This is a genomic window from Rubritalea tangerina, assembly GCF_042683245.1.
Lineage (GTDB): Bacteria > Verrucomicrobiota > Verrucomicrobiia > Verrucomicrobiales > Akkermansiaceae > Rubritalea > Rubritalea tangerina.
In genome coordinates this window covers 124,966-140,710 of sequence record NZ_JBHUJB010000009.1, presented here as the reverse complement: position 1 = coordinate 140,710, position 15,745 = coordinate 124,966, and the positions used below count along the sequence as shown (strand labels likewise).

The window sequence follows — 15,745 nt, the reverse complement described above, 5'->3', positions numbered from 1 at the left end:
TTTAGAGGGTCCGACTTGTTTGAGAGTCGGACCCTCTTTTTTTTATAAGTTAACTTTGCTGAGTTCGTACAAGGGCTCAGCAATCAATGAAGATACTCATAATTACACAAAATAGGATGTATTGGGATATTGATGAGTCATTGCGTGGGATGGGTAAGCATTTTATCGAAGAAAATTAATGCTTAAACTTCATTAAGTGCTGCGCTCTGGACTGTTTCTTTCTCAATGATCTGTTAGGTTTTTGTGCGAGCTAATACTAGGTTTATTGGGGTTTGCAGCCCACGGCTTGCCTTGAAATCGCTTGAATCTATGCGTGCAATATTCTAACATCTGTTTGTTCATATCCACCTTCTCTCTCTCTCAAATGAATTTATACAAAAACATTCTTACATATTCTGCTGCGGTAGTAGCGATATACATTCCGGCGCAGGTTGGATTTTATTTTGGCAAGCAAGCTGGCCGTGGGGAAGGTAGCAGTGAGGGTGAGGAGCGAGTGGAGCAGGCGGTGGCAGTGAGAGAGGTTGCGGAGGCAAAGCCTGTTAGAGAAAAATCTGAGTCGCGTGTAATGACTGCGGAGGATTTGGCGCAAGCCAAGGGAGTGCCGGCAGTGGTGGAGAGTGCGCAAGGCAATTATACTTTAGTGAGTGTCATTGAGGGGGCGCAACTCAACCAGCAGCTCACAGATAATTTGCAGATTGTTAGGTCACAGCGACAACAGTTAGCACAACTCGCACAGCAATTTGATCAGACTTCAGCTGAGGCAGTTCAGCAGCGGGAGTTGATAGCGGGACAGATTAACCAGGTGAAGATGTCTTTGCAAAATAATCTAAGGGTAATGGCTCAGAGTTATTCGTATTCACTGAATCATACCTATTTGAGAGTGCCTCATGTGGTGTCCTTATTAGCTGTGAATGAAGCAGACGGGCAGGTGCAGTCAAAGGTTGTGCATACCTTTGAAAGTGCTGATGCGTATGAGGCATTTCAGAAGATGAACGACGTGTATCAGCGTCTCCGGCTTGAAGAACAGAAGCAGTACCAAGAGGGAGCTGATAAGGAGACTGGTGAAGCGGTGGCATTCAAGCCAAGCGAACAACTTTCAAAGAAGCAGGAAGAAATGATCAAGCTCTACAGTTACGATCCAGAACGCCAGTATTTCCTACAATTTGAGAAGACAGCATTCTATGCAAAGCCAGCACGGTCCTAGTGATCCTTTTTAGACGGCTATTCCCTCCTGAGTCTTCACCATTGCCGCTACATATAGCGCATTTTGTATATACCAAACTCCCACAACTTACTCTCTCGATGAAAACACAATTCACTATGGGGACGCGTCAGACTACACGCCCCGCTCTAACAGATATCATCCAATCATTCGCTCTTCGCGTGATGGTAGTATTAGCGGTAGGGGTTTTATGGACGTCGCAAGTAGTGTTAGGGCAGAGTGATCCACCGCCACCACCGCCAAATCCTTCGAAGACGACTACGACAATTGGAGAAGCGGTGACGAATCCATTGACAGGGTTGGAGACGACGGTGAGTGCCGTGATATCGGATTTTAATCCTAATGCTACTCCAACAACTGCCTTTGTTCAGACGGCGGATGGTTACACTTTTTTAGTGAAAGATGTGAACGAGAGTTTTTGGCCATCGAGTGGTGCAAGTGTTGGGTTCAAGGTATTGAGCAACGCTGCTGCTAACACAGTGACGTTGGAGACGATCCCATCTGATGCGGGTACCAATTCTACATTTTCAATTGGCCAGACCACGACGTCATACAATAGTAAATTTGCGACGAGTGGTGGGACTTCATCTACTGGTGAGCAGAATGTGACGGCCCCTACGACATCTGGTGGGTTGAGAGTGGTCAATCAAGGGGAGAATGGTGGTAATGGGTCAACTGGGGCCTTATTTGTACCACCTGGCAATGGTAAGAACGGCAAGACGCCGTCGCCATTGGACTATACAAATGAAGTGAACCGTGTTGCCACAGCTAATGGTGGTGGTTACGGAATAGAAGCGGGTTCCATTGGTGGTAATGGAGGTAAGGGTGGAGACTCTAACGCATCACCCTTCTCAGGTGGTAAGGGAGGAACGGGGGCATCAGGAGGTTCTGTGAAACTTACTAATAATAGTGGGGTGTTGGTACAATCATCGGGCGATGGGCATCATGCGATATTTGCCTATAGCATCAGTGGAACAGGTGGAGCTGGTGGTGATGGTAATTTGGCGCCATCTGGAGGAACTGGGGGAACGACACTTAGCGGTGGTAAAGTGGAAGTTATCAACAATGGGATCGTAAAGAGCAATGGCACTGCGGCTCATGGCATTTATGCAATTAGTCGAAGTGGTAATGGCGGTGACGGTGGGACACAGATTGGTTTATTTGGCTCATCTGGTAGTGGTGGTGGAGCCTCTAATGGTGGTGACGTCATTGTGAGGAATGGTTCGACAGGCAGCATTGAAACATTGGGGAACTATTCTCATGGGATTGTTGCAAATAGCGTTGGGGGAGCTGGCGGTGATGCAGGTAATTCATGGAATGCTTTTTATTCCGACGCAGATGTCGGTAAGGGTGGGGGATCTGGAGGCAACGTATCTGTTACCAATGCGGGTAGCATTGTTACGAAAGGGGATTATTCACGAGGAATCTTTGCCCAGAGTGTGGGCGGAGGTGGTGGCTCTGGTGGTAGTGCTGGTGGCCTAGTAGCACTGGGTGGCACAGGATCTACGGGTGGTGCTGCTGGTACAGCGTCAGCTTATAACACAGGCGAGATCAAGACCGATGGTATCCAATCAGACGGTATTTTTGTCCAGTCCGTAGCAGGGTCTGGCGGCGATGGTGGTGGAAGTGGCGGTCTAGTGGCAGTGGGAGGAACTGGAGATGTTGGGGGGAATGGTAATACTGTGATAGCTGAGAACTCAGGTTTGATTCAGACGAGTTTAAATTTGTCGAGCAATAGTAGCAAAGGTGGACGAGGGATAGTGGCTCAGAGTATTGGTGGTGGTGGTGGTGACGGCGGCGGTACAGGCGGCCCTGTCGCAGTGGGTGGATCTGGTGCTGGAGGTGGTACTGGTGGGAGTGTGACCGTTTCTAACACCGGAGAAATTCAAACGAATGGAATCGAGGCGACAGGTATTTTAGCGCAGTCGATCGGTGGTGGTGGTGGTAATGGTGGCAGTGCAGGGTCGGTATCAGCATTTGTTGGTGTCGCCGTAGGGGGCAAAGGAGGCAAAGGTGGCAAGGGTGGACTTGTGAATGTGACACAGGGAGGGACAGGTGGAAATGTGGCGAGAATTACAACTTCAGGTGACCGTTCGGTAGGTTTATTTGCCCAATCTGTTGGTGGCGGTGGTGGTAATGGTGGTGGTGCTTTTCAGGCTACAGGTGGGGTGTTCGGAGCAGTATCTGTTGCTGTAGGTGGGCAGGCTGGCGACGGTGGTGCGGGTGATAGAGTGACTTTGGCTGAGACGACAGGGTCGAGTTATATTGAAACCCAGGGGGCTGACTCGGCGGGGGTCTTTTTACAATCGGTAGGCGGTGGTGGAGGTAATGGTGGCTACAGCATTGCGATTTCGGGTTCTGCAGGACCGGCAAGTGGGTCCTTGAGTGTTGGAGTTGGCGGTAAGGCTGGCAAAGGCGGCGACGGCGGTGTGGTCACTGTCGGTAATTATTCTACTAACAAAAGCGGTTTGAATGGAGCGATTGTGACTAATGGAGTGAATTCGACAGGTTTTATGGCGCAGAGTGTTGGTGGTGGTGGTGGCAATGGTGGTTCATCAGTTTCAGTGGCAGCGAGTGCCTCACTAGCGGCTGGAGGCGCTGTGTCTGTGGGAGTTGGTGGTGATGGTAGTGATGGTGGTATTGGGGGAGACGTGACAGTGCAGGTGGCAACGGATATTGCTACTAATGGAGCAAACTCTACGGGATTGATTGTTCAGTCGGTAGGTGGCGGCGGTGGAAATGGTGGCGGCTCCGTTTCCGCGGCTGTTGCTGGCTCTGCTGGAGTCGCAGGTTCTGTAGGTGTTGGGCTTGGTGGCAGTGGTGGATCTGGAAACAATGGTGGGGAGGTGAAGTTGCGTACCGGCACGAGCACTATTTTGACCACCGAGGAAAACTCTACAGGGATCTTAGTCCAGTCTGTTGGCGGCGGTGGTGGTAATGGGGGGTATTCTGTTTCTGCCACGTTAGGTGGTGGAGGTGTGGGCGGGCTTGGTGCGTCACTGGGGATTGGTGGCACTGGCGGAACGGGAGCTATTGGTGGTAATGTGACTGCTCATTTGGCTTCTGATGTTGTGACTCAGAAGGATAACTCTGGAGGTATTGTCATTCAATCGATTGGCGGAGGTGGAGGAAATGGCGGTTATAATGTGTCTGCAGCCCTGGGCGGCGGTGGCATTGGTGCGGCTGGAATTTCTGTTGGAATTGCAGGTAGTGGCAGTAGCGGAGGAAGCGGTGGAACGGTGACGGCAAGTTCTAATGGCGCGATACTAACAAAAGGTGATAATTCTATTGGCTTAATTGCTCAGTCAGTGGGCGGCAGTGGTGGTAATGGAGGTTTTAATGTTTCTGCCTCTGGTGGAGGTGGCGGCGTGGGGGCGGGAGCCATTTCTGTTGGCCTTGGTGGCTCGGGAGCTGCTGGTGGCAGTGGGGGAGTGGTTAATTTAAGTTCTTCGGGAGATGGTGTCATCACTGAGGGAGCCAATTCAGCTGGTATTGTCGCGCAGTCGATAGGTGGAGGTGGAGGTAATGGTGGTTTTAATGTTTCTGCTGGGGCTGCTGGTGGCGGCATTGGTGCAGGGGCTGTCTCTGTTGGCCTTGGGGGTGATGGAGGCTCGGGAGCAGTGGGTAAGACTGTGACTTTGAATGTATCGAATGATGTTACGACGAAGGGTGAGAACTCAACGGGCGTGATTGCTCAATCAATTGGCGGTGGCGGCGGTAATGGTGGCTTTAATGTTTCTGCGGCTATTTCTGGAGCTGGCATTGGCAGTGGAGCTGCATCTGTCGGGCTAGGGGGTACGGGAGGTAATGGAAATAGTGGTGGCACAGTCAATGCGACATACGCAGGTTTGTTAGTTACTGAGAAGAAGCATTCGATTGGGTTTTTAGCGCAGTCTGTTGGTGGTGGTGGTGGTAATGGTGGTTTCAATGTTTCTGCGGCAGGATCAGGAGCGGGTACTGGCTCAATTGGAGCCACTGTTGGATTAGGTGGTGATGCAGGCAGTGGTGGTATTGGGGGAACCGTGAATGCAAGCACTTCAGGTGCCGGAGTGCTTACTGAAGGTGACTATTCTCATGCTATTGTGGCCCAGTCTATTGGCGGAGGTGGAGGCAATGGTGGCTTCAATGTGTCAGGCGTCATTTCAGGTGCTGGAGTTGGTAGCGGTTCGATTGCAGTCGGATTGGGTGGAGAGGGTGGTTCAGGGAATACTGGTGGTAATGTCTTTTTAGGCACCGTAAACTCCGATGGGAGTTTGCTAACAACAGGGGTGAGTAATAATGTTCAGACCAAGGGGATTGGATCGATTGGTGTGATTGCACAATCCATTGGTGGTGGTGGTGGTAATGGTGGCTTCAATGTTTCTGGTGCAGCGTCTGGAGCGGGCACGGGAAGTTTGGGCGCATCGATCGGTTTGGGTGGTAATGGGGGGACCGGTGGTCATGCTGGAGAGGTTGTGGCTACGATGAATGGTGGTATTACTACTGGCAATGATGATGCGATTGGCTTTTTAGCTCAGTCAGTTGGAGGAGGTGGTGGTAATGGTAGTTTCAATGTTTCAGGTACTCTATCAGGAGCTGGAACAGCCAGTGGTGCAGTGTCTGTTGGGCTGGGAGGTTCAGGTGGAGCTGCAGGAAATGCATCAAGTGTGAATGCTATCCTTGATGGTGCTGCTATCAATACGGCTGGCAAAAATGCTCACGGAGTTGTGGCTCAGTCAATTGGTGGAGGTGGTGGAAATGGTGGTTTCAATGTTTCTGGTGGAATCACTGGTTCAGGTACTGGGAGTGGCACTGTGAATGTTGGGCTGGGTGGTAAAGGTTCTGGTGGTGGCACAGCTTCGAGTGTCTCACTAAGTGTTGGGAATACGGTTGTGACTGATGGGGCAGGTTCAATTGGGGTGATAGCTCAGTCGATTGGTGGTGGTGGTGGTAATGGCGGCTTCAATGTTTCAGCGGGCGCAAGTGCAGCTGGAACTGGGAGTGGTTCAGTTTCTGTTGGATTAGGTGGATCTGGTGGCGGTGGTGGCACTGCTGGTGCAGTGACGGCAGTCACGTCTGGAGACGTATGGACCAAGCAGGAAAGGTCTCAAGGGATTGTCGCGCAATCAATTGGCGGCGGTGGCGGCAATGGTGGATTTGATGTGTCTGTTGCTGGTAGTGGTGCGGGTACAGGCAGTGGAGCCGTTTCTGTGAGTTTGGGAGGTAATGCTGGTGGCGGAAGTTCAGCATCCAGTGTGGGACTGACAGTGAATAACAATGTTCAAACTGAGGGGGGGCTATCGGATGCGGTAGTGGCGCAATCCATTGGTGGTGGCGGTGGTAATGGTGGTTTTTCAGTATCTGTTGCGGGTAGTGGTGGAGGCACTGGTAGTGGTGCAGTGGGTGTTGGACTTGGTGGTAGTGGAGGCTCTGGCGCGACCGCTGGAAAAGTGACCACACGTATGACGGGTAACATCCTAACGAATGGTAGCCAGTCACGTGGTTTAGTTTCTCAGTCCATCGGTGGCGGTGGTGGTAATGGTGGGTTTAATGTGACTGCTGCGATTAGTGGGGCTGGCACAGGAAGTGGTGCTGCGTCAGTGGGTATTGGTGGATCTGGTGGGACAGGTGGTGCTGGTGGCGAAGTTGATTCTGAGTTGACGGGCAATGTGACTACAGTGAAGGAAGATTCAGGTGGAGTGATCGCGCAATCAATTGGCGGCGGTGGCGGCAATGGAGCGATGAATGTTTCAGGAGTGATCAGTGTTGCTAAGTCCGGGAGTGCTGGGGTGAGTGTGGGGATTGGTGGTTCCGGTGGTTCTGGTGGGACAGCAAATATTGTGACTAACAAGGTCACTGGTAATGTGATCACTGGTGGGGAAAATTCTACTGGTATTCTTGCGCAATCGGTAGGTGGCGGTGGCGGCAATGGCGGCATCAATGTTTCAGGAACCATAACGGCTTCAAACACTGGAGCTGGCGGAGTGAGTGTCGGTCTGGGTGGTTCTGGCGGAACGGGTGGTACTGCTAACACAGTGACTAACACGGTGATAGGTGATGTGACCACGGGTGGTAAGAATGCCAGTGGTGTGGTTGCTCAGTCCCTTGGTGGAGGTGGAGGTAACGGGGGGATGAACATCTCCGGGGCTTTAACCCTCACGAAAGAGAATGGTGGAGCTGTAGGTGTCGGGATTGGTGGTTCAGGCGGTTCTGGTGGATCAGCTAACGTGGTGAACAATACCGTGACAGGCAATGTGATTACTGGTGGAGAAGGAGCAACAGGTGTGATAGCACAGTCGCTCGGTGGGGGCGGAGGCAATGGTGGAATGAATGTGACAGGAGCTGCGACACTTTCAGGTAAGAATGGAGCTTCAGTTGGTGTGGGTGTTGGTGGCGCTGGTGGTGCGGGAGGTACATCTGCGGCAGTGACTAACACGGTTACTGGAAATGTGACGACAACTGGAGTGAATGGAGATGGCATCATCGCGCAATCGATTGGTGGCGGTGGTGGTAATGGGGGCGTCAATGTGACAGGAGTGATGACGCTCACTAAAGAAAACGGTGGAAGCATCGGAGTAGGTGTAGGTGGGTACGGTGGTACCGCAGCTGATGGCTCAACAGTATTTAACACCGTTACAGGTAACGTTGCTACTCAGAGTGATGACTCTACAGGTATTTTGGCACAATCGCTCGGTGGTGGCGGTGGTAGTGGTGGAGCCAACGTATCTGGCAATTTATCGCTTTCTGGCAAGTCTGGTGGGGCGATCGGAGTGGGCTTAGGTGGTTCTGGTGCTGGTGGTGGCAACGCGATGCGTGTGGACAACTATCTCACTGGCAATGTTCAGACTTATGGAGAGAATTCAGCAGCTGTGATTGCCCAGTCGATGGGTGGAGGTGGTGGTGTGGGCGCCACAAATGTGACTGGTCTTCTCTCTGTTTCTAAAGAGACAGCGGGGAATATTGGAGTAGGTATTGGTGGTGCTGGTGGAGGTGGTGGTAATGCCGGCGTCGTCTTTAATCAGGTTCAGGGACTCATCTCTACTGAGGGGAATGACTCAATGGGAGTTGTTGCTCAGTCAGCTGGTGGTGGTGGTGGTAATGGTGGTTTAAATGTCACAGGCAGTATCACAGCATCGGTTGGAAAAGATGGATCTACCGCTGGGAGTTTGGGTGTAGGTATTGGTGGTATGGGTGGTGGTGGAGGTAATGGTCTTGGGGTGACGAATAACTTTACTGGCACGGTGGCGACAGTGGGTAACAATTCTACTGCGATTCTGGGGCAGAGTTTAGGCGGCGGTGGCGGTAATGGTGGACTCAATGTCACGGGTTCCATCACTGCTTCTCTGAAAGGTAACAGTGGTTCACTCGGAGTCGGCATCGGAGGTTTCGGTGGCGGCGGTGGAGACGCAGGTGCTGTGAATAGCACTGTCGTGGTCAATCCAACAAGTGGTCTTATTTCTACCACTGGTGACGGCTCTATGGGGGTCGTGGCTCAGTCTCTCGGCGGAGGTGGAGGTAATGGTGGGTTGAATGTGACGGGTGCGCTCAATTATTCTGACGATGCTGGTGGCGCTGTCGGCTTTGGTCTTGGTGGTTTCGGAGGTTCAGGTGGTGATGCTGGCATCGTGAATCTCGACGTTTCGGGCAATGTTCTGACCACGGGATCTAACGCATCGGCTGTAATGGCTCAATCACTTGCTGGTGGTGGCGGCAATGGAGGTCTGAATGTGACTGGTGGTTTATCCTACACTTCTAACAAGAATAGCAGCGTTGCATCTATAGGCATTGGTGGTTTCGGTGGCGGCGGTGGTGACGCGAAGGATGTCAGGCTGAAGTTTAATGGACAGATCAACAACCCTTGGACTAACGGAACTGACCCAGACTCTGTAGCGAAGGGGTCGCATGGAGTGATAGCACAGTCACTTGGTGGTGGCGGCGGCAATGGCGGTTTGAATGTGGCAGGAGGCGTATCGTATTCCTCTCAGGGGGAGGGTAATGCTCTGGTTGTCGGGATTGGTGGTTTTGGTGGGACTGGAGGCAATGCTGGGAATGTTGGGGTAACTGTGGAGGGTAATAAGTCGATCACGGCTCATGGCGACAGCGCTTCTGCTATTTTTGCACAATCCCTTGGAGGAGGTGGTGGTAATGGAGGATTCAACGTTTCTGGTGGCTTTACATCGTCTGCACCTGTCATCTTTGGCTTAGGTGGATTAGGTGGGAACGCAGGAACAGCCGGCAATGTGAGTGTGGTGGCGAATGCAAATCTTTATGCCAATGGCACGGAAGTTCAGAATAGTGATCGCAGTTGGATTGAGAATACCATCAATGAGATCGGTGTGGGGCTTTCACTTGTAGATGAAGATGATGACCCTGATTTAGTTGGTCGTTCTACCGGCATCACCGCGCAGTCTATTGGCGGAGGCGGAGGTAATGGTGGCTTCAATGTGAGCGGGGGAGGAGCCTTTAACAGTAAAGATACTTCTTCATCACTTGTGTTTGGAGTTGGTGGTTTTGGCGGAGCTGCTGCGGTAAGTGGCGAGGTCACCGTTGATCATACAGGATCTATCACGACTGTGGGTGACTGGGGGCATGGTATTCTTGCTCAGTCGCTCGCTGGTGGTGGTGGTAATGGAGGCGTGAATGTGACTGCCAGTGCAAACTGGACCAGTAATCCTAACAATTCATCACAGGACTTCTCAATGGTTGGTGGGATTGGTGGATTTGGTGGAGCTGGAGCGGATTCGAAGAAGGTGGAGGTGACGTCGGTTGGCAATATCACGACTACGGGCTCTCACTCTCGTGGTATTTTGGCGCAATCCATCGGCGGTGGTGGTGGTACAGGTGGTCTGAATGTCACTTCTAACATCACCAAGAAGACATCTCCAATGACTTTGGGTATTGGTGGATTTGGTGGTGGTGGTGGCCATGCTGGGGATGTCACTGTAAATAGAGGAACCAGCGCGTCAGCGGCAGGATTGATTACCACGAATGGGACATCAGCACATGGTGTTGAGGCATCGAGTATCGGTGGTGGTGGTGGTAATGCTGGGGCTAACTTTAGTCTTTCATACAGTTCTGCTGGTAGTGGAGCTAACAAGAAGAAGAACAAGGAGTCTGAGCGAACAACACCGAAAAACACTGGGGTCGATGACAGCGTCATTGCTAATTACAATAATGTGTTAGACGAATTAGAAGGTCGCAACCAAGACACGAGTAGCACAGGGAAGAAAGCTTACGCAGCGCAGTTGATGATTGGTGGAGCAGGTGGAGTCCCTGGCAATGGGGGAATTGTAGATGTTAACCACTATGGTGACATCACGACGCTTGCGAGCAACAGCCATGGTATTTTAGCTCAATCCATCGGAGGTGGTGGAGGTAATGCCAATTTCAATGTTGCATATAATAGTGCCTCTAATGTGGATAAGAGCTTTGATATTGCGATCGGTGGAGCTACCGGCGACGGCGGTATCGGTGGAGTGGTAACAGTTGATCACTTAGGTGTGATCTCCACTACTGGAGACCAATCGGTAGGTGTATTTGGGCAGTCTGTTGGTGGAGGTGGCGGTAATGCCGGCATGGATATGGCTTCTACTTCCAACTCGGCAGGTAACTACTCAGTATCTCTAGGGCGTATGGGTGGCACTGGAGGTGCGGGTGGAAATGTGACGATTGTTAGTGATGGTGGCATTTTCACGACAGGTAAGGAGTCTCATGGAATTTTGGCCCAGAGTGTGGGCAATGGTGGTGGAAACAGCTCGTCAGTATCATTCAGTGGTTCTAAGGCTGGATCCAGTGACGATGAGCCTAACAAGAGTCTCAAGCTTGCAATTGGACTAGAAGGTGGAGTCGGTGGTGAAGCGGGTGTGGTGGATGTGGATGCATCTGGCCGCATTTCAACGACGGGTGAGAGTGCGCATGGGGTATTTGCGCAATCCGTTGGTGGAGGTGGTGGTAATGGTGGGAGTGCGACATTGGGGTCTAAGAGTCCTTGGGCAAGTGGGACTCAATCAATAGGTCTTGCTGTTGGAGGAACAGGAGGCACGGGAGGTAAAGGTGGTCTTGTGACATTAGTGACAGATGCGATTATCACCACTGAGGGTGAAGGAGCAGTGGGCGTTTTAGCTCAGTCTGTTGGTGGTGGTGGTGGTACAGGCGGCAAGTCAATGACGACTGGTAAACTCAAGAATAACGGAAATGTTTCTGTAAACATTGGGGGTGCTGGAGGCACAGGTTCCGAAGGTGGAGATGTGCAAGTGAATGCATCTGGAGTAATTGTGACTGATGGTGTGGGATCTCACGGTGTGCTGGCGCAGACTGTAGGCGGAGGTGGAGGTTTAGCTGGTATGACCATTGGAGCTCTCTACAACAAAGGTACGAATTCATCTACCAATGTTGATGTGAAGATTGGTGGAGCAGGCGGAGACTCTAACTCTAAATCTGGGGCGGTGACTTTGAACAATACAGGAGCGGTTGAAACATTTGAGGCAAGTTCTGTTGGATTGTTTGGTCAATCGATTGGTGGAGGTGGTGGTGATGCACGTTTGGTGACCTCGATTACTGTTGGTACTGGCGATGGCAAAGGAACTAACAACAATTTCTCATTGGCTGTAGGTGGTACCGGTGGTGAAGGTGGCACTGGTGGGGATGTGACAATCAACAACACAGATATCGGCTCTCTCAATAGTGGTTTAATTGTCACTCACGGGCATGGCAGTCACGGTATTGCTGGTATGAGTATCGGCGGCGGTGGCGGCGAAGGTAGTGCTGTAACCAATCTGAATAGAAGCAAAATGGATGGCACTACGCGTTCACTTTCCATTGGTGGATCTGGAGGCAAAGGGGGGACGAGTGGTACCGTTAACATCGATAACCAAGGGACGATTATTACCTTTGGAGATGCTGCGCACGGTATCCTAGCTCAGAGTGTCGGAGGCGGTGGCGGCAATGCTGGTGATGTGATTACGATCAATAGCAGACCTGAGGGGCAGACCGCCCAGGCCATTTCGATTGGTGGTAAAGGAGGTAATGGGAATACTGCGGGCAATGTGAATGTGCTCAATAGTGGTAGTATTAACACAAAGGGTAAGGCGTCTTATGGTATTTTAGCTCAGAGTGTCGGAGGCGGTGGAGGCAATGGCTCGATTGCCATTGCTAATCCTAAGAGTGCAGCAAAGACACTGAGTGGTGGTAGCATGCTTAATTCACTGTCTTTAGGTGGGTTTGCTGGTACAGGTGACGATAGTGGTGATGTCTACGTCAAGCATGATGGCACCATCACGGTAGAAGGTGATAACAGTTACGGTATTTACGCTCAGTCAGTCGGCGGAGGTGGTGGTAGCATCGGAGCTTCTATTGGAAGTCCAGCAAGCAGCCTTGCCGCCACAGGTTTACAATTGACCGTGGGCGCTTTACAGAGCCAGGGGCAGGCAGGCAAGGTGACCTTGGATGTGACTGGAGATATTTTTGTAACGGGTACTAACAGCCAAGCAATTTTCCAACAGACCGTAAATGGTGGTGGTGGTGATGTGAATACCTTCATGGATTTGACAGATTCAGCGGCGGCGTTTTCTGAGGACAGCGTAGACGCTCCTGACAATCTATCAGTAGTGGAGCATTTCACTAGCATGGCAACTGACATAGTGCTCGACTTGGGTGGTCAAGAAGTTCTCGATGCCAAGGCGGATGCGGTGGAGTATGTTCAGAATGGTAACATCTTGAACTTTGGTGATTCCTCATCAGGTAATACCGTACAGACGGTTGGTGGTGGTGGTGGTCAGTCCTACATTGATCTGACTCATTATGAGGGGCAGCAGGTAGACAGTTCTTCAAGTTTAGGTGGGAGTGATTCAACTAACAGCTCTGGTGGTGACATTATGGGGCAACGCTCAGGAAACGTAACGGTTGTGGGTGACGGCAGTGTTGGCTCAAACGAGCAATCGATTGGTGGTGGCGGTGGTATGTCTGCGGTTGTATTCAAAGCGCAGGCTGTGCCAGGGGGGGGTGTTTCAGTAGACCCGATTGTGAGTTTGGATTCCAGCTTTGGATTGCTTCCATTGGCAGTACCAGTGCCTAGTGGTGTCACAAGCCTAACGACCCAACTTGGTGCCAGTGGAGGTTCAGGCAACGATGGAGGAGCGATTGTATCAACGATGGCAGGTGATGTGACCACAAGTGGGGACCGCTCACCTGGTATTATTCGCCAGAGCATTGGTGCTGGTGGCGGTATACAACAGATTGCTGGTGCGGGAGAAATTGTTACGACGCTTGGAGGAGTAGCAGGAGCCAGTGGGAATGGTGGCAGTATCAGTCTAACAAATGTAGGAAATGTTGTCTCTGATGGGATGAACTCGCACGGTATTGTGCTTCAATCCATTGGTGGTGGTGGTGGGCTTCAGCTATCTGATTCTACGGCAGATCAAGTTCAGTTGAGCTTGAGTACTGACAATTCTGGCAATGGTGGAGGGATTTCTCTCGACCAGACTGGTGATGTGATTGTTACGGCAGACGGAGCATATGGGGTCTTGGTACAGAGCCTAGGTGGTGGTGGTGGTGCAGTAGATCGCGTTTTTGCTGGCAGTGCTGGAGGTTCAGGTACATCAGGAGCAGTGGCCTTGAACTTGAAGGGGGATGTTGTGGCATCAGGTTCTGGAGCTGTGGCTGTATTTGCTCAATCTCAAGCGGCAGATGGCCAAGGCGACATCATGATTGAGTTGCCGACAGGTAAGATGATCGCAGCTGGAGCGGGAGGTACTGCCGTATGGATGTCAGGCGGTGCAGAGAATAGCTTTGTGAGCCGAGGGGCATTGTTTACTGACGACGGTCTTGCCGGATCAGTGATTAGGGGTGAAGACGGTAATGATCGGATAGAGAGTTACGATACCTTCTTGGGACAATTTGATTTAGGTTCGGGAGCCAACCAATTCACCAACCACGAAGGAGGCACCTTTATTCCTGGTCAGGAATTGAGTTTGGGAGATGCGGCCAATCAATTGTTCAACAATGGAGAAATAATGATCGGTGGGATGAATAACGCTCAGAGAACGAACCTCAGTGGTGGTTTTGTTCAAGGGGCGACAGGGGTTAATTACACTGAGTTAGATTTTGCCGGTCCCGGGGCTGGTGTGATTGACCAGGTGTATGCCACAGGGAGTTCTTCACTAGGTGGTGAGATGGTACTCACCTTGCTCAACCCACAACTCGTTCCTTCAGGTTCTTTCAGTCAGGTGTTACTTGAGAGTGCTGGTGGAGTGGAAAACAACGGAATGGTACTCACAACTGCCCCCTCTGTGGTCGTGACCTATGATCTCACCTATCCGACCGCGAATGCAGCCGTTTTGAATTACAAGGTAGATTTCTCACCTGACGATCAGGGGCCATTGGGGCCCAACCTTCAGGCTGTGGGTGACTACTTTAACAGAGTGCAAGCGGCAGGAAGTTCGCCTGACTTAGCGGACACTGTGATTAAGTTACTTTATGACCCTAATCTTGCAGCGTATAAAGAAAGCCTCTCGCAGATGAGCCCAGACTTCTATGGTGAACTGCAGGCTAACATGATTCGCAGCAGTGAGCGCTTTGGTCATTTATTAGTCGATGGTGGGGACCACCGCATTTTCCAACACGACCGATACCTCTGGGTGAACTATGAGAATGAGAGTACCCAGCATAAGGCTTACGATGATTATAAAGAGGCAAATGGTCAGACTAACAAAGTGGCTTTCGGTGTTCAGCAAAGCATGAAAGATGGCTGGATTGGGGGCTTAGGTATCTCGATTGAGGATCACAAGGACAATGGCTATGGCGACCGCTGGCAAGCGGATGGCGAAACCCATCATGTCGGTTTGATAGCGAAGAAGTACTACGATCGTAATATCGAGTTTGCTTCGGCATTGACCTATGGTTGGGGGAATTCTGATGTGACGCGTTATGGTGGTGTAACCCAGCCCTTTACGACTAATGCGAGGAGAGACTTACGCAGTTTTTCAGGTATGTTGCGTGTGGCACAGTTGCAGGATCAGGTATGGGGTGGCTACCTTCGTCCTATGGCAGCACTGGGATTCACTCATCTCAGAGGTGACGGTGTCACAGAGAATGGAGCTGGCCCTATCAGCCTGACCATTCAGGAGAGTGAGCAGACGCATGTGTGGTCAAGATTAGGCCTAGAACTGGGGCGAGTCTTTGACATTCCATCTGATTTCAGGCTTCAAGTAAGTGGGAAGCTTGGTTTCCAATATTATATCACAGATGGAGCAACAGATGTGTATTCTGGCTTATTAGGCGCGCCTGTAGGGATCTCTCCAATGCGGGTTGGAATTGATCTTAACGACACCCATGGATTTGGTTCATTAGGCCTTCAGCTCATCAATAGCAAAGAATACGCGATCGGCGTCGAGTACGGAACGATACTTCACAAATACTCCCGTCTTGATCGATGGGACGTTGGTGTTAGAATACCTTTCTAACGAACTCATAGTTAGACCATATGAAAATGGCGGGGCTTAGGCTCCGCCATTTTTATTATGTGAATGTGGTGTAGGGTTATGAGGG

2 protein-coding genes are annotated in these 15,745 nt (G+C 51.2%); both read left to right on the top strand.

The window, feature by feature from the left end:
* Positions 1–364: 364 nt before the first annotated feature.
* Positions 365–1,204, top strand: coding sequence for a hypothetical protein (locus ACFSW8_RS01880; protein WP_377089908.1), 840 nt, complete (start codon positions 365–367; stop codon positions 1,202–1,204).
* A 98-nt stretch (positions 1,205–1,302) separates the two neighbouring features.
* The gene (locus ACFSW8_RS01875; protein ID WP_377177299.1) at positions 1,303–15,660 is read left to right on the top strand and encodes a hypothetical protein; all 14,358 of its coding nucleotides are present in this window, start codon (positions 1,303–1,305) and stop codon (positions 15,658–15,660) included.
* The last annotated feature ends 85 nt before the right edge of the window (positions 15,661–15,745 follow it).

Coding starts and splice junctions, on each gene's coding strand:
- ACFSW8_RS01880 (WP_377089908.1), top strand. CDS start 365: ATGAATTTATACAAAAACATTCTTACATATTCTGCTGCGGTAGTAGCG.
- ACFSW8_RS01875 (WP_377177299.1), top strand. CDS start 1,303: ATGAAAACACAATTCACTATGGGGACGCGTCAGACTACACGCCCCGCT.